Origin of the sequence: Lunatimonas lonarensis (genome assembly GCF_000390185.1) — a bacterium.
Taxonomy (GTDB): domain Bacteria; phylum Bacteroidota; class Bacteroidia; order Cytophagales; family Cyclobacteriaceae; genus Lunatimonas; species Lunatimonas lonarensis.
On the sequence record NZ_AQHR01000048.1, the window covers coordinates 1 to 16,693 of the forward strand.

13 protein-coding genes and 1 riboswitch are annotated in these 16,693 nt (G+C 49.3%); of the genes, 3 read left to right on the forward strand and 10 right to left on the reverse strand.

What is annotated here, in order from left to right; genetic code table 11:
* Positions 1 to 38: 38 nt before the first annotated feature.
* From ADIS_RS22245 to ADIS_RS07210, 10 genes are all read right to left on the reverse strand, one after another.
* Positions 39 to 1,079, reverse strand: a complete 1,041-nt coding sequence (locus tag ADIS_RS22245; RefSeq protein ID WP_051113283.1) for a BspA family leucine-rich repeat surface protein — start codon at positions 1,077 to 1,079, stop codon at positions 39 to 41.
* A 136-nt stretch (positions 1,080 to 1,215) separates the two neighbouring features.
* Entirely contained in the window at positions 1,216 to 1,746 is a 531-nt protein-coding gene (locus ADIS_RS07170; RefSeq protein ID WP_035805079.1) for a hypothetical protein, read from the reverse strand.
* Between the two features lie 344 nt (positions 1,747 to 2,090).
* Positions 2,091 to 2,435, reverse strand: a complete 345-nt coding sequence (locus ADIS_RS07175) for a tRNA-binding protein (protein ID WP_010853733.1) — start codon at positions 2,433 to 2,435, stop codon at positions 2,091 to 2,093.
* A 106-nt stretch (positions 2,436 to 2,541) separates the two neighbouring features.
* A complete protein-coding gene (locus ADIS_RS07180) occupies positions 2,542 to 5,820 on the reverse strand; it encodes an amidohydrolase family protein (protein WP_035805082.1) in 3,279 nt (1,092 codons plus the stop codon).
* A gap of 30 nt (positions 5,821 to 5,850) precedes the next feature.
* Entirely contained in the window at positions 5,851 to 7,035 is a 1,185-nt protein-coding gene (locus tag ADIS_RS07185; protein ID WP_010853735.1) for a THUMP domain-containing class I SAM-dependent RNA methyltransferase, read from the reverse strand.
* 19 nt (positions 7,036 to 7,054) lie between these two features.
* A complete protein-coding gene (locus ADIS_RS07190; RefSeq protein WP_051113284.1) occupies positions 7,055 to 7,618 on the reverse strand; it encodes an NTP transferase domain-containing protein in 564 nt (187 codons plus the stop codon).
* A 19-nt stretch (positions 7,619 to 7,637) separates the two neighbouring features.
* Positions 7,638 to 8,135 carry a cyclic pyranopterin monophosphate synthase MoaC gene (gene moaC, locus ADIS_RS07195; RefSeq protein WP_035805086.1) on the reverse strand — a complete coding sequence of 166 codons (498 nt, stop codon included), beginning with the start codon at positions 8,133 to 8,135 and terminating at the stop codon, positions 7,638 to 7,640.
* Positions 8,136 to 8,137: 2 nt separating this feature from the next.
* Complete coding sequence (locus tag ADIS_RS07200) at positions 8,138 to 9,301, reverse strand: cysteine desulfurase family protein (RefSeq protein WP_010853738.1); 1,164 nt, start codon at positions 9,299 to 9,301, stop codon at positions 8,138 to 8,140.
* A 5-nt stretch (positions 9,302 to 9,306) separates the two neighbouring features.
* The gene (locus ADIS_RS07205) at positions 9,307 to 10,956 is read right to left on the reverse strand and encodes a S8 family peptidase (protein WP_010853739.1); all 1,650 of its coding nucleotides are present in this window, start codon (positions 10,954 to 10,956) and stop codon (positions 9,307 to 9,309) included.
* Between the two features lie 131 nt (positions 10,957 to 11,087).
* Positions 11,088 to 12,137 carry an acyloxyacyl hydrolase gene (locus tag ADIS_RS07210; RefSeq protein ID WP_035805090.1) on the reverse strand — a complete coding sequence of 350 codons (1,050 nt, stop codon included), beginning with the start codon at positions 12,135 to 12,137 and terminating at the stop codon, positions 11,088 to 11,090.
* Positions 12,138 to 12,282: 145 nt separating this feature from the next.
* A riboswitch (SAM riboswitch) is annotated at positions 12,283 to 12,393 on the forward strand.
* Between the two features lie 175 nt (positions 12,394 to 12,568).
* On the opposite strand from ADIS_RS07210, the gene ADIS_RS07215 reads away from it, so the two are divergent.
* The 3 genes from ADIS_RS07215 (at position 12,569) to ADIS_RS07225 (ending at position 16,547) form a co-directional block, all read left to right on the forward strand.
* Positions 12,569 to 13,876, forward strand: coding sequence for an O-acetylhomoserine aminocarboxypropyltransferase/cysteine synthase family protein (locus ADIS_RS07215; protein WP_035805093.1), 1,308 nt, complete (start codon positions 12,569 to 12,571; stop codon positions 13,874 to 13,876).
* 38 nt (positions 13,877 to 13,914) lie between these two features.
* Positions 13,915 to 14,937, forward strand: a complete 1,023-nt coding sequence (locus tag ADIS_RS07220; protein WP_155907238.1) for a homoserine O-acetyltransferase family protein — start codon at positions 13,915 to 13,917, stop codon at positions 14,935 to 14,937.
* 134 nt (positions 14,938 to 15,071) lie between these two features.
* Positions 15,072 to 16,547, forward strand: a complete 1,476-nt coding sequence (locus tag ADIS_RS07225) for a protein adenylyltransferase SelO (RefSeq protein ID WP_010853744.1) — start codon at positions 15,072 to 15,074, stop codon at positions 16,545 to 16,547.
* The last annotated feature ends 146 nt before the right edge of the window (positions 16,548 to 16,693 follow it).

The window sequence follows — 16,693 nt, forward strand, 5'->3', positions numbered from 1 at the left end:
TTAGTACCTGTAACTTTTGGTCCAACAAATGGGGAGTATTATAGGTTAAAGGGTGAGTCATTAAACATGCTCGCCATATTTGTCACCTTTCCTACATCCCAACTCCCTATGGGCTGGTTAAAAGAGGAACCCGAAAACATTGACCACATCAACGTAACTTTGCTTACATCCCAGTTTCCGATAGGTTGGTTGAATGGGGTGTTGGTAAACATTCCATACATTTCCGAAACGATGCTAACGTTCCAATACGTCAAAGACTGATTGAATTCAGAGTTGGAAAACATATTTGACATATTTGTCACATTTCCGACATCCCAATTCCCAATAGGTTGGTTGAAAGACGACAATTGAAACAGGGCATTCATATCCGTAACCAAGGAAGTACATAATTTCGTCATGTCAACTCCTTGATTTTTCCGTTGTCTCACCAGTGTGTTGTCAACCGCTTCATATTCAATCCCATTAATAAGCCCTTTATCACCAGGGCTTACTCCCTCACATTTGCAGGTGATGCCGTTTTCGGCTAGATAGAATCGGCTTGTTTTAGTGAATTTAACCATTACGGTCTTTTCTCCATCCACAATAATTCGCATGGGTATATCGCTTCCGCTTAAATCCCCGGCCCAACTATCAAATATCCAACCTTCGGCGGCGATGGGGGAAAGTTCCACGGTAGTACCGTGAGGATAGTCCCTGCCAGCTGGATTGGTAACGATAACCTCCTGCACAGTTCCCTCACCCTCAATGACAATATTGAGGGGATAATTTCTCTTCGAAAAAACGCCCGTTATGCTTTTGTTCGAATTCATCGTGAAGGTCAAAGGGGTTGAGTTCCCACTCGCATCACCCGACCATTGTTCGAAAACCCAATTTGGACTGGGCTGCGGGGTAAGGGTCACGGTTTGCCCCGCGGTGAAGCTGCTGGAAGAGGGAGAAAGGGTAATGGTTCCCCCGTCGGAAGGAGAGGTGGTGACAGATAGGGTATAGGTAGGTGTAGGTTCCCCTGTTTCTGTTTCACAGGAAACAAACGCAGCCAAAAAGAACAATAGAAAAAGGAACTGTGGTTGGATCGTTTTCATACTTGACCGGGAATTTAAATACAACAGGTAGGACAGCCTTCTTTGCTTAAGGAACGTTCAGCCCTAGTTTGCTTCCCCGGTTTTGGGGGAAAGGTCGTAAGGAACTTCCGTTGCGTCTTTTACAACGCCTATGGAGTTACCTTTCGTTTAGCTTAAGAACTCTGTTTACATCAGTTAATACAGCGTAGGCAGTAGGCTCATTTAGACCTCCCGCCAAGGGGATTGCTTTTCCGTTTGACTCCAGATCCACTCTGTAGGAAACATCAATGAGTTTTTGCCTCAGTTGCAAGCCTCTTGCGGTTGAGGCCGGGGCGTGATAGCTTTGATAATTGGAGACAAAGACGTATTGTTCGTCTACGTGATTACGTATAATCAGTCGGTGGATATTGTCCTTAGCATAAAAAACGCCATTGAGTTTTATTCCCTCGGGAGTGACGGAAAATCTGCTGGGTGTTCTATACTGGGTAACGTTTTTGCTGTTTTGGGAAAAATAGATCCAAGCACCTAGTATAGCTGTGGTGGCAAGGCCAAGCAGAAAGTCCAGTGCCCACATGATTAGATAAGGGATGCTAATTGGGATAATTAGCGATTTCAATAAGGAGGGGGCTTTTTCGGGGTTTACGTGGAATGTGGTTTCCCCTGCATTGGTTGATTTTTCGTACGGCATAACTATTGTTCGTTATGGATTTGTGTTGGTTTAAAGACTGGTTCAGTAACCCTTTTCGAAATACTGGGAGTCGAACCATCATCTTCAAAAAAATATCCGAATGCGTAAATATTTTATAATAAGAGCAAATCTAAGTCGTTTAAAAATGCTATCGGCCACCAATATTGGTGGTTTTGGTACTACCGTCTATAAATACGAATTTTTCTTCGGTTGTAAATTGAGTAAAAACCCATCTTCATAAAAAAAGCCAGAATACTACCCGTCCGGAAAAGTTAACGAAGGAGACAGAGCTATTTTAGGGTAACCGTGAGGTTGCCTAGAGTTGGAATCTCCCATTCCCTAAATTACCCTATCCTGGTACCGTTTTCTACCACCCGATCTACACTCAAGAGGGATACTTCTGAATTCATTCCCACCGCGCCCAATACCAGGCATTCACTGCGCATGTTGGCGATTTGTTTTGGGGCAAAGTTGACAACCGCAATTACCTGTTTGCCTATCAACTCCTGCGGATGGTACAGATCTGTGATCTGTGCCGAAGATCTTTTGATGCCCCAGGGGCCAAAATCAATATGCAGTTTATAGGCCGAATTTCTGGCTTCCGGAAACTCCTCCGCAGATATCACCGTCCCAACACGCATCTCTACTCGTTGGAACTCCTCCCACTTCAACGGCAGGTCGTTTGTCATCGTCTTATTCGATTATATCATCTAATCATACCCAATTTGCCGTGGTAACTAGTTGGCACCTATTTCCCTTTAGACTCCCAGAGTTAAGGTTTGTTTCTGTGTTTGCCTATTGCAGGCCACAGCCGCATCCGCTATGGGTAAATCCACGGATATGCTCGTGCCAGGGAAAGGCCTCGTGAAATAGACCGTTTTCCCAATAGAATGCCCCCCTATCCTTTGGTTCATTGCCTATTTCGTTCATGGTCGTGGTATCGTACAGCCTGCCATTTACCATGGTATGGGTGATGGATTCCGAGTGGCGGATATCCTCCAGTGGGTTTTTCTCCAAAACTATCAGGTCGGCCAACTTGCCGGCTTTTAGGGATCCAATGTCATTTCCCATACCGATGTACCTGGCGGCATGGATCGTAGCGGCCCGAAGTGCCTCGTGGTTGCCCATGCCCCCCTGCGCCAAACTCCAAAGTTCCCAGTGGGCGCCCAATCCCTGAAGTTGCCCGTGGGCGCCTAGGTTTACTTTTACGCCTTTTTCGGCAAGTTTGCTTACATAGGTGGACGTAAGTATGTGACCGTTTTCATACTCCTCGTCAGGTACCATGGTACGGTACCGGGAGCGGGCGTCCACCGTCCCCCTGGGGGTAAACTGGAGGAGCTTTTCGTTTTCCCAAACGTTCGTTTTTTGGTACCAATAGTATTCTGCATTTAGCCCTCCGTAATTTACGATCAGGGTGGGGGTATAGCCTACCTCCGTTTGACTCCATAATTCGAGCACATCTTTGTAGACAGGAGCCACCGGTATGTTGTGTTCGATGCCGGTGTGGCCGTCGATGACCATGGTCATGTTATGGAAGAACGTAGATCCTCCCTCTGGTACTACATTTACGCCTAGTTCACGGGCCGCCTGAAGCACCTGCTGGCGCTGGTCGCGTCGGGGCTGATTGTAGGATTTTACAGAAGTGGCTCCAAATGCCTTCGTTCTTCGGACGGACGATCTGGCATCATCTAAGTTGTTTATTACAGCTTTGAAATCGCCATCGGCACCATATAGGATAAAGCCTGTGCTGTAAACTCTCGGGCCGACCAACTTACCGGCTTTTACCATTTCAGAAAGGGTGAACACGGTCTCTGTATTGGCAGAGGGGTCGTGTGCCGTCGTCACGCCAAAGGCGAGGTTGGCGTAAAGCTGCCAGTTCTGCTGCACGGTTAGTCCTTCTCTAAAAGCACCCACATGCGCATGGGCATCTACCATTCCAGGCATAATGGTTTTTCCGCGCATGTCATAGGTTTTGGCATCAGCAGGGGCTTTTACGAGGGAGCTTGGCCCCACAGCCAAAATCTGGTCGCCCTCGATCAAAATGGTGCCGTCTTCGATAACTTGGTCTCCCTCCATGGTGATGATGCGGGCACCCTCCAATGCGATTTTTCCCTTTGGCTTATCCACGGTGGCCCGCAATCCGATGGGAGTTCCCATATCGTCTGAAACAGGTCTTCCTGCACCGGTTGCTTGGAAATCGAAGCGGTCACTGAGCTTTGTGGAGAAATACCGGTTGCCTAAGGTCCAATGGACTGTTTGACTGTCTTTTGACCAATGGAGGTTTATTCCTGCGTCCTTTGTCAATTGGGATACGGGAATGGATTTTGTTTGGTCATCCAAGTCAATGGGTTGCCCATTCATGACCAGTGGTGCTACGTAGGCTTTGTGTAGGTGGATAAAGGCGATCCACTTATTGTCCGGGCTGGGTACCAGTCGGTTTCCGTAGCTGGATCGGACATGAACCCGCTCATCATAGCCATTCAGGTCCAGGCTTTTTAATTCCTTGGTAATGCTGCCGAAAAAGGTGCCGCCCGTTTGATAAAAGATGCGGGATCCATCTGCGGTAAACTGGGGATGTATACCCTCACGGGTCAGCAGTTTGGCCTCAGGGCCATTTGCCTGCATCAGGTAGATGCCGGGGTTCTTTGAAAACGTTCTTCCCTGGTCAAGATTTCCGGGCTCTTTCCGGAATACGATGTGCTTTCCGTCGGGAGAATATGCGGGGGTACGGTAGATACCTTTTTCAGTGGTCAATTTGGATACACTCCCGGATTTTAGGTCGATTTCAGAAACGGTACCTTTGTCCAGGTCGTTCCAGGTAACAAAAAGAAGCTTGGTTCCGTCGGGAGAAAAGTGAGGTTCGGATTCAAAATCCATTTCGGAGGTTAGGCGTTTCGGCTTTCCATTGGGAAGCGCCTTTGTCCATATATAGCCCAAGGCGGTAAATGCGAGCAGTTTTCCATCAGGGGAGGTTACGGCGTGTTTGATCATTTTGGCATCAAAGGAATCCCGCTCGATGGGATGCTCCACGTACACCCGGTCGGCGACCTGAAGGTTCACGTCCACCGTGAAGGGTATGGTGCGATGTTCCAAGGTTTGGGTATTGATCCTTTGTAATTTGCCTTTTGCCCAGATCACAATGTCGCGGCTGTCCGGTAGCCAACTAAAGCCTGGATAGACCCCAAAGATCGCCCAAGCGGTTTGCTGATCGAGGTTAAGCTGTTCATAGACCGGCCATTCCTCTCCACTGGCCAGATCGTGCAGGTAGAGTACCGTTTTTGTGCGTACCCGTTTGATAAAGGCCAGTTTCTTCCCGTCCGGGGATACCTGTGGTCTGGCTGCCCCACCGGGGCCGCCCGTTACTATGCTGGTTTCCCCGGTGTTGAAATCATAGCGTTTGATGACATAGATCTGGTTATTGGGATCCCGATTGTATTCAAATACTCCTCCGGGAGCCATGTCTTCGCTGAAGTACAGGTACCGACCATCTCGGGATACGCTGGGTTCGTTAACATCCTGTTGGTCATTTTTGCGCTTGGTGAGTTGGAGCCCGGGGCCGCCATTGATATGATATTGCCACATCTCTCCGGCACCCAGCGATCGTCCGGAAGTAAAATGTTTTCGCGCGATCAGGTAGTTCCCATCTGGCATCCAGGTGGCATTGTTCAGGAGACGAAAGGTTTCTTTGGTTACCTGTCGGGCCTCGGTTCCGTCTTTTTTCATTACCCAAATATTGTCCCCGCCTCCGGCATCGGAGGTGAAGGCGATCCACTGGCCATCGTAGCTGAACCGGGGCTGGATCTCAAAGGGTAATCCTGTCCGTAGTGGTGTTGCCTTGCCTCCCGAGATCGGAAGGGAGTAAATATCGCCCATCAGGTCGAAAACAATGGATTGGCCATCAGGACTGACATCTAGGTTCATCCAGGTACCCTCATCGGTGCTGAATGCGATCGTTTTAAAACTCCAGTCGCCGGGAGGATTGGCAACGTCCCAATCATTGCTTTCTTGGGCTTTCACGCCAGGCAAGATGCAAAGAAACCCTAAACAAACTAAAGCTTTGAGAAATTTTATCATGACTAATCGGGCAAGTTATCAAGTAAGAAGTCAGGGGTTTTCGGGACTTGGAAAGGTTTTCCTTCTGGTTCCCTCGTACAATTCAAAATGGAGCAAGCGACAATCCAAGGTGCCGTTATAAAACGGTATTTTCCGCTTCGGTTTTAGGCCTATTTTTTTTCCCAAGTCCATATTTCCGGTAAACACCAAACCGGCATACCCTCCACACCGTTGTTTTAGAAAATCGCCGATGCGTTTGTAGGTCTTTTCAAGTTCGTCCAGTTCCCCGAGCCGTTGGCCATATTCGGGGTTCAAAAACACCGCACCTTTTCCCCCCTCGGGGATAGTCGTTTCGGCAAAATCTCCGGATTCAAAGGTTATGAGGTCTTCGACTCCGGCAGTTTCCGCATTCATTCTCGAGGCCGTAATAGCGCGTTCACTGATGTCTGACGCAATGATGGTTACGGGGATTTCCTTTATCTTTAGGTACAGATGTTTCTTGAGTTGCCGGTACGTTTTTTCGTCGTATCCGAGCAAATGCTGAAATGCGTAGTGGTCGCGGTAGATGCCGGGAAACCGATCCGTCGCCATCAGTGCAGCCTCTATAGCAACCGTACCAGCGCCACACATGGGGTTTATAAAAGGGGTGCTCCGATCCCACTCCGAGGCTAGAATGGTGGCCGCAGCGAGGGCCTCCATCATGGGCGCTTTGCCGGGTACCATGCGGTACCCATGCTTCACCAGTGTCTCTCCCGAAGTGTTCAAATAAAGAGAGGCTTGGTTGTTTTTCCAAAAAAGCTGGATTACCGCGCCCTTGTATTCCGATCCAGAATCTGGTCTAAGGTCAAATTTTTCACGGAAGCGATCCACGATGGCGTCCTTAACCGTGACATTTGCAAACATGGGATTGTCCACTGTTTCGTGGTCTACGGTACTGTTCACTGAGAAATACCCGTCCTTTGCCAAGTAGTTTTCCCAAGGCATGGATTTCACCTTGCCGTAGAGATCCTTTATATGATGTAGCGGGAAGTCGATCAAATGGTACAGCACATTGCTTGCCGTTCTCAGATGCATATTCAGCATCATGCAATCGGTCAGGGTGCCGTTCAGGGTGATGCGCGTACGGTAGGTTTCTGTGGGTGTATATCCCAAGCCGACGATTTCTTGTTCTAGGTAAGGGGCAAATCGGTCGAAGCAAGTGACTACGATCTTGCCTTTTCGTTCAAAATCCAACATAAGGCCAAATATACGTCGTTTATTTTAGAAGCTTTTTGATTTTGGCCAACGCAGCAGCGTACTCCTCCAGATTGTTGATGTTTTGAAGCAACGTTTCATCTTCCAGTTCGATGCGGGTTAGGCGCATTGCACTAAGTACACGTTGGGGTGAAAGGTTTCCTTTATTTACCTCCCCTAGAAGAAGGGAATAGGCAGCAGGTTCATAAATGGTGCAGACGGGCTCCGGAAGCCCGCTTGATCGAAGGACAAAGGCCGTTGCCAACATGTCGGGTTTTCTACTACGAACCAATAGCTCAAGAATCTCACGCGTCAAAAAGGGAAGGTCGCAGGCGACTACCAGCCACGCGGAGTCTGGGTGTTGCCCGAATGCAGACAAAATGCCCCCCATTGGCCCCATGCCTGCTCGGGTATCGATGATGGCAGGACGGTTGGCGGTGGGTGGGAGCACCTGTCCTTCCCGGCAAGAGAGGTACACCTCTTCACAAAAAGGGACTAAAAGTTCGCTTACATGCTTCCATTGGGGTTCGTGCCAATAGTGAAGTTGACTTTTGTCCTTTCCCATGCGGGCGCTTTTACCGCCCATCAAAAGCAGGCCGTTTGGTTTAGGTAGCTCGTTTGAAATCACGCTTTCCGCCTGTTTTTTCGGTAAGACCCAATTCTTTGATCAGAATGTCGTGCGAAAAACCTTTGCACATGTCATATATGGTCAGTGCGGCGACCGATGCCCCCGTGAGCGCCTCCATTTCTACCCCCGTCTTACCGGTGAGCGAGACTGTGCAGTGGATCAGTACGCTGGCATCCGACAGGGGATTGATCTGGATCTTGATGTTTTCCAAGGCGAGTGGGTGGCATAGCGGGATCAGATCAGCGGTTTTTTTGGCTGCCATGGTTCCTGCAATGATGGCCGTTTGGAAGACCGGTCCCTTTTTGGTGACAATATCTTTTTCTTCCAACAGCAGCTTCATAATGTCCACTCCCAATACTACCTCGCAGGAGGCGGTAGCCGAGCGCTTTGTTTCTACTTTGCCGCCGACGTCTACCATACTGGGATTCCCGGTTTTTTGGTCTAGGTGCGTGAAGTCTTTGTTGTTGGATTCCATGGTCAATGGGGTCTTTGTTGAAGTTTAGTGAGCGTGCGGGTGACATGCTGGATCGCGGAGGAGATATCATCTTCTGTAGTGCCCCTTCCGAGGGCAAAACGAACACTGGCTTTGCCGATTTCCTCAGGAATGCCCATGGCACGTAGCACATGGGAGGCCCGTTCGGTGATGCTGCTACAGGCAGATCCAGAGCTTACGGAAATTTTTTGATTGAGTGCAATAAGCCAGTGTTTTCCTTCCACTCCTTCGAAAGAAACATTGGTAACGTGGGGCAGCCGGTCGGTGGTACTGCCGTTTACTTGCGTGCCCGGAAGCTTCAGCAGTTCGGATTCCAGCCAATCGCGTAACCGAGCCAGTCGTATGGACTCAGACGGCATGTTCTTGGCGGCAATTTCACAGGCTTTTCCCAATCCCACAATTCCCGGTACGTTCAGCGTACCGCTGCGTAGGCCAAGCTCGTGGCCGCCGCCGGTAATTTGGGCTTGCAAGCGAAGGGGTGGCCGCTGTTTTCGGACATAGAGTGCACCGACGCCTTTTGGTCCGTAAATCTTATGGCCCGATAAGGCTGCAAGGTCAACGGGAAGCGGAGCCAGATTCAGCGGGATTTTCCCAACGGCCTGAACTGCATCTGTCAGGAAGGCCACGTTGTGCTGATGGGCCAGTTCGCCCAATGCTTGGATGGGTTGTAAAACACCCGTTTCATTGTTGGCGGCCATTACCACAAGCAGGGCGGTCTGTGACGTGAAGACCTCAGCCACCTTGTCCAACGGCACGATCCCGTCCTTTTCCACAGGAAGGTAGGTTGCACGAAAGCCCAATGTTTCCATGGATTGGATGGTGTCCAACACCGCAGAATGTTCGGTGGATACCGTGATCACATGATCCCGATTGTCTTCGGATCGTTTTGCCAGCAAAAAGCCACGGATGGCCAGGTTAATGGCTTCCGTGGCTCCACTGGTAAAGATAATTTCGGTGGGTTTTGCTCCGATCAACTGCGCTACCTGTTCCCTCGCCTGTTCTACTGCCTCTTCCGCCAACCACCCATAGGGGTGGTGTTTGCTGGAGGCATTTCCGAACTGGGTTTGAAAATACGGCATCATGGCCTCCAATACTTCCGGGTCACATGGGGTGGTAGCGTTATGGTCCAGGTAGATCGGAAGGTGCATATCGTTTATCTGGTCATGGATTCGGCCATCTGCAAGGCCCTGTAGGCATTTACCACCCCGCCAGTGCGGCTCAGCTTACCAAACGACACGGTTTCCTCGGCGCCAGGCTTATTGACTTCGAGGGCACTCTCATCGTGGACGGTGGATTTGAGGATTTGGCGGATCTGACTGGGTTTCAGCTGGGGGTAGTAGGCGAGTAACAGGGCGGCTACACCGGCCACAGTAGGGGCAGCCATGCTGGTACCGCTGTTTTTCTTGTATTCCCCCCCGGGCATAGTAGAGTAAATATCCACCCCGGGAGCGAAAAAATCCACACCTGTGTTGCTGAAGTTACTGAAGCTAGCAGGAAGGTCTTCGTTGGCCAACCAAGAGGAAGCACCGATTTCAAGCCAGTTGGAAGCCTCTCCTTTTTTCTCATAAAACCGGTTGGGGAAGTTGTTGGTGGGTGTTGTTTCTTTTGAACTGTTGCCTGCCGCATGGACAAGTACCACGCCCTTTCGTTCTGCATATTTGACGGCACGATCCACTGCTTTTTTTCCCGGCGAATAAGACTTGCCAAAACTCATGTTGATGACATGCGCTCCGTTATCTACGGCATATAAAATGGCATTCGCCACGTCTTTGTCACGCTCGTCGCCGTCCGGAACTGCCCGTATCGGCATGATGAGCACATGTTCGGCCACCCCTTTAATGCCGAGGTCGTTGTTGCGGTCGGCGGCAATGATACCTGCCACATGGGTTCCATGGCTTGAGTCCGGTCCGGTAGGGTCGTTGTTTCCGTAATTCCGGTCTTTGTAGTCTTCAGGGTCATCTCCCACGATATGTCTTGGATCAAAGTCTAGGTTGTAGGCGAAGTTCACCTGTGTTTCGAAATGCTGTCGTGCCTCCGCCAACTCAGAAATGACTTCGTTTACGCTCATTTCATCGTCTCGGATATTGTTGAATACCTGCATCAGCATCCCAACCGAGCTTTTCACTTTGCTGTCATCGGTTTCAATTTCCGACAGCTCGGCAGCACCAAAATCGTCCACAGAGAGGTACTCTTTTACGATGTCGGCAGCCTGATTGAACATGCCTTCCATATTTTGGAAAAAATTGAAATTCATTTCGGCTTCTGCCTTATCTGTTTCAAAATTCCGCTGTATACGTTGCCAGTAGGCAAACTCTTTTCGTTGCTTCTTTTTGACGTCGTCCTCTGTCAATCCGCCATAGATAGCCTTTAACCGTACGTATTCCCTGGTAAGTTCGTGTGAATCTTCTGCTACATGGGATCCGTCACTGCCTCCAATGAAATTCCAGCCGTGTACGTCATCCACGTAGCCATTCTTATCATCGTCTATTCCGTTGCCGGGGATTTCTCGGGTGTTAACCCAGATTTTTCCCTGCAAGTCCTCATGTGCTATGTCCACTCCGGAATCGATGACCGCTACTACCACGGTTTGTTTTGGCTGCTTGTTTTTAAGGAATTCATGGGCTTTTTGCGCGCTTGTACCAATAATGCCATCCTCTTGTGGATCCATCAAAAACCAGTCATTGGGGGCCTTGAGGCTATCGGCATGGGTAAAAACGGCCCCTGTAAAGGTGTAGGAATAGGCACTGGCCTGAAAGAAGCAGAGCAAGAGCCCAACAAAAATAGTCAAAGAAAATTTACGCATAGTCGATTGGGATAAATTGAAATAGTGCATGTTTTCGGAATATGACCAATCTAGGATTGGGTAACAATCGCTTTTTGATCAACAGTTGTAAATATGTTTGTAAGGTTTTTGTCTTGCAATATAGGATGCATTTAAAATACATAGCCCATTCTTAATTCAATATTTTCGGCTACGTGGCCGTGTGTTTTCATGGAAGCTCCTGCCCGTAGGTGCTTTGAAAGCCGATATAGAATGGCGTAGCGTTGATAAAACGATTTATCCGGCTGGTAGTTTTCGGGTTTCCGCAAATAGAAGGCCATCCGTTGACTAAAGTCAAAGCGTCCGAAAAGAAAGTGGTGGGCTACAAATACCCCGTGGTTGATCAAATCATCTTTTTCGGTACCTGCGGACAAGCTTTGGTCCCAGGTTCCTTCCCAGCCTCCTCCCAACGCATTGATGCCGGTAACTTTCCGGTAAGCTCCAATGGAGGTCCCCACGGCAGGACTTCGTGTGTTTGCGATTGGATTGTTTTTCATCGTAGCAAAGACCTCCAAGTAGGGATTCCACCTATTATTCAGCTCTTCTGGTAAGTAACCGGGAAATTCGGGGGTTTGGAGGTAATAATAGGCTCCTAAACCAAGCGTGGGGAAGTTCATGCCCCGGTTGGGTTGGCGCTGCCCGCCGTTGGAGATATGGTTGTAGTGGAAGGCGATATTGGCTGACCACTTCTCCGTTAGGGCATACTGGATATGTGGCGATACGAACAGCAAAAAGCTGATGGGAGCTGAGAAAAAGGTGTTTTCGGGGTTTGTGGTTTCGTTGTAAACGCGGTTTAAGTAACTGGCCCCCATTCCGCTGGCAAGGGAAACCTGCCATCGGGCAGCCCGAAACAAAATGGGTTCGAAGGAACCCGCAAGGGTAGTGGCGTGCCCCAGTACGTCCGGATTGCCAAACCGATGATGGGTCAGCCGTAGGCCAAGATAATGAAAGCAATTACAGGCATCCCAGCGTTTTTTGTCAAGGCGCATGCGGTCATATCGAAGACTCAAACCGACGGGGTTGGTTTGGGACACTGGCACTAGGTCAGAGGCGTGCGGAATAATGAATCCGTACTGGGCTTCTGACCCCATCCGGGTCACCGATTGTTGCGCCTGCACCGGCTGAAGTACCCACAGAAGAAAAAGCAACGAAGCGTATTTCAAGGTTGGTATGGTTGGATTTCTCTATCATAAGCACTGATTTGAGGGCGAAAGGTTTCGTTTTGACTGAAAATTATTCCAGTCGGTTCTTGTAATTTTTCCCAATACCAGCTTACTTTGCAGCGTCCTTTTACTTTTAGCGTAGCTGGATTTATACAGAAGAGGTGAGAGACAGGCTCGATGACCCTCTGGCAACCTGGAAAGACCAAGGTGCCAATTCCTGCCGGGAGACCAACATAGGATCCTGGAAATATAAAGTCTATGTATGAAAAAGAACCCCTTTACCATTTCCATTTCCCGCACATCCGAAAAATTTCCCGGTCCATGTTTGGTTTTTCCGTTAATTGACTGACTTGGTCAACGGAACGGGTAATATATTCGTAATTTCGGTAACTTAATGGGGTACTAACTAATAAACCTAAACTCACAAAAACATGTCAAAACAGTATCGATTCGAAACATTGCAGCTTCATGCCGGACAGGAGGCAGATCCAACCACCAACTCCCGTGCAGTGCCTATCTATCAGACAACCTCGTATGTGTTCAATTCGGCGGAACACGGAGCGAATTTATTTGCCCTTAAGGAATTCGGGAATATCTACACCCGGATCATGAATCCAACCACGGATGTGTTCGAGAAGAGACTGGCGGCATTGGAAGGTGGTGTTGCTGCGGTTGCAACTGCTTCCGGTCAGTCTGCCCAGTTTCTTGCCCTCAACAACTTCCTGACAGTTGGCGATAACTTTGTAACCTCGCCTTACCTGTACGGAGGTACTTATAACCAATTTAAGGTTGCCTTTAAGCGCTTGGGCATTGAAGCCCGATTTGCAAAAACCGATAAGGCAGCAGACCTGGAGGCGCAAATAGACGGAAACACCAAAGCGATCTACGTTGAAACAATCGGTAATCCCGAGTTTAACATCCCGGATTTTGAAGCAGTAGCCGCGGTGGCGCAAAAGTACGATATTCCGTTGGTCGTGGACAACACATTCGGAGCAGGGGGCTTTCTGTGCCAGCCAATCAAGCATGGTGCGAATATCGTCACCTCTTCTGCTACCAAATGGATCGGTGGACACGGCACGTCCATCGGGGGAATCATCGTAGATGGTGGAAATTACAATTGGGGCAACGGCAAGTTTCCTCAGTTTTCCCAGCCCTCAGACGGCTACCATGGGTTGGTTTTTTCGGATGTATTTGGCATCGATAATCCCCTCGGACTCCCCAATATCGCCTTTGCCATCCGCGTGAGGGTGGAAGGATTACGGGATTTTGGACCGGCGATCAGCCCATTCAATGCCTTTTTGTTGTTGCAGGGGTTGGAGACACTTTCGCTACGGGTACAACGAACTGTCGACAATGCGCTTGAGATAGCAAAATGGCTCGAAAGCCACCCACAGGTGAAAAAGGTAAATTATCCTGGCCTGGCTTCCAGTCCGTACCACGCAGTGGCCAAAAAGTACCTGGAACATGGCTTTGGCGGGGTTCTGAGTTTTGAAATTGAGGGTGAAAAGGAGACGGCCTCTACCTTCATCAACAACCTGAACCTGATTTCCCATTTAGCCAATGTGGGCGATGCGAAAACGCTGATCATCCAGCCGTCGGCAACTACCCATCAGCAGTTGACCGACGAAGAGCAGCTTGCGGCTGGAGTTACGCCCACCCTATTAAGGCTTTCTTTGGGGATAGAGCATATCGAAGACCTCAAGGACGACTTGCAGGGAGCCTTTGACAGCTTGAAATAATCAAAATGACCAGTCAGCAGTCGAACATATTCAGTGAAATGACCCAAGAAATTTTCAGTTGCGAAGAAGGGCTTATGTTGGAATCGGGGGAGCATCTCCCCCACTTCCAGCTAAGTTACACGACGCAAGGTCAACTCAATCCCGATCAGGACAACGTGGTTTGGGTGCTGCATGCCCTAACCGGCGATGCCAACGCCCATGAGTGGTGGTCCGGATTGATAGGAGAGGATAAATTCTTCGATCCCTCCAAGTATTTCATTGTATGTGCGAATCTATTGGGTTCCTGTTACGGATCTACCCAGCCGTTGAGTATCAATCCGAAGACCGGCGAACCTTACTATTACGATTTTCCAAATCTCACCACAAGGGATCTAGCGGCGTCATTTGATCTGCTCCGTCAGTATCTCGGTCTGGGGAAAATTCACACGCTGATCGGCGGCTCACTGGGTGGGCAGGTTGCGCTGGAATGGGCTTATACCCTGCAAAGACGACTGAAGCACGCCATTATCGTGGCATCGAATGCCAAAGCGTCTCCTTGGATCATCGGCTTTAACGAGTCCCAGCGCATGGCCATTGAATCCGACAGTACCTGGGGACAAAGAAGTACCGACGCCGGAAAGCGTGGATTGGAGGCGGCAAGAGCCATTGGAATGCTAAGCTACCGCCATCCCCAAACATTCATTCACAGCCAAAGTGATACCGAAGAAAAACGTGACAACTTCAGAATCAGCAGTTACCTACGCTACCAGGGAAAAAAACTGGCCAACCGTTTTAATGCGTTTTCCTATTGGGTGCTCAGCAAGGCCATGGATAGTCACGACGTGGGTAGGGGTAGGGGAGGCACAGTCAAGGCGCTTTCCCAAATTCCCTGCAAAGTGCTTGCCGTAGGTGTGGATTCGGACGTACTCTTTACAAGTGAGGAATCCCGCTTTATCAGTAGAAACGTGCCCAACGGCAACTACCGTGAAATTCACTCTATCTACGGACATGATGCTTTCTTGATCGAATTTGAGCAATTGAATTATATTCTCACCTCTTTTTTCTTGGAAAATATAAATTAGACACAAATCCTTCGGTTTGTCATCCATTGTACTTTTAGCGTAGGGTCCCGCAGCCTTTTCGGCCTCCTTCTGCCGAAAAATGAATTTTAGGCGTTTTGCGGTTGTTATGTGATATCAATTCGCTGCGTTTTCCCATGGATCAGACTTCTCTCTCCACCGCTGGATGGAATCTCCGGCAATCTTATGCCAATTTACCGAAGGAATTTTATTCCCATCAGAAACCCGATCCCGTAAAGGATCCCGGGATGGTTCTGCTGAATTCGCCGCTAGCCAGTACGCTGGGCTTGGACTTTGATGATTATGAAGAAAAGGTTCTGGCGAATCTGTTTTCAGGAAATGAGCTGCCTCCGGGGAGCGATCCGATTTCCCAAGCCTACGCCGGGCATCAGTTTGGAAGCTTTACCCTATTGGGAGATGGACGGGCCATTCTGTTGGGAGAACAGGTGACACCTGAGGGTAACTCTTTAGATGTACAGTTAAAAGGTGCGGGGCGTTCGTTGTATTCCCGCAGGGGCGATGGTCGTGCTACCCTTGCCTCCATGCTTCGTGAGTTTTTGGTTTCTGAGGCGATGCACGGATTGGGAATCCCGACCACTCGTTCGTTGGCAGTGGTAACAACCGGTGAACCCGTCTACCGGGAGCAGGTACAGGCAGGAGCAGTGCTAACCCGGGTAGCATCCAGCCATATCCGCGTCGGAACCTTTGAATACGCCAGCCAGTACCTGGGAAAAGAAAGCTTAAAGGCGTTACTGGATTACACGATACAGCGGCATTATCCGGAAGCGGCCCAGGATGAAAACCCAGGCTTGGCTTTTTTTCATCAGGTGCTTAACCAACAGGCTGCGTTGGTTGCCTCTTGGATGGGCGTGGGTTTTATACATGGAGTCATGAATACCGACAATATGAGCATTGCTGGAGAGACCATCGATTACGGCCCCTGTGCTTTTTTGAACACCTACGATCCTGGTACGGTATACAGTTCGATTGATGTACAGGGGCGGTATGCCTTTGGCAATCAACCTAAAATCGCACATTGGAACCTTTCGTGTCTGGCAAGTGCCCTTTTGCCGCTGTTTCATGAGGAGAAGGAAAAGGCCGTTTCCATAGCGCAGGATGCTTTAAATGCCTTTCCTTTCCGATTTAAAGAGCATTATGCCAAGGCAATGGGACGAAAACTTGGATTGAAGGAACGGAGGGATGGAGATGATTCGTTGATAAGCGATCTGTTGCAAATAGCAGAGGAGCAACGTTGGGATTATACGCACACCTTTCTTTTTTTACAAGGAGATATGCCGGGTGGGAAATTGCAGGGATCTGAATTACCGGCGTTTCAGGCTTGGTATCGACGATGGAATGCGCGTGTTACGGGAGATGGGATACCTCTGTCAGAAATCCAGCGGGCGATGCAATCCCATAATCCGAAGATCATCCCAAGGAACCATCTGGTGGAGGCAACCTTATCACAAGCGGTACAGGGGGATATTGGGTCTTTGTACCGGTTTTTAGAGGTTTGCCAAAACCCCTTTGAGACTGGTAAATATACCCGGTTGTTTCAGGAGGTTCCAGACTCGCAGTGGGAGCGGGGCTATCAGACCTTTTGTGGTACCTGATGGGTTATTTTGATCCAAGCTTGATCCGATCCTTCTTGCGTTGGGTGAATTGCTAGCAGATATGATCATAGAATTTATATAGGCGTGCCAAACAGCCGGTTGGAAAGCAAGGCTTCGTTTTGAGTAGCCCGATTATGTTTTCCAGT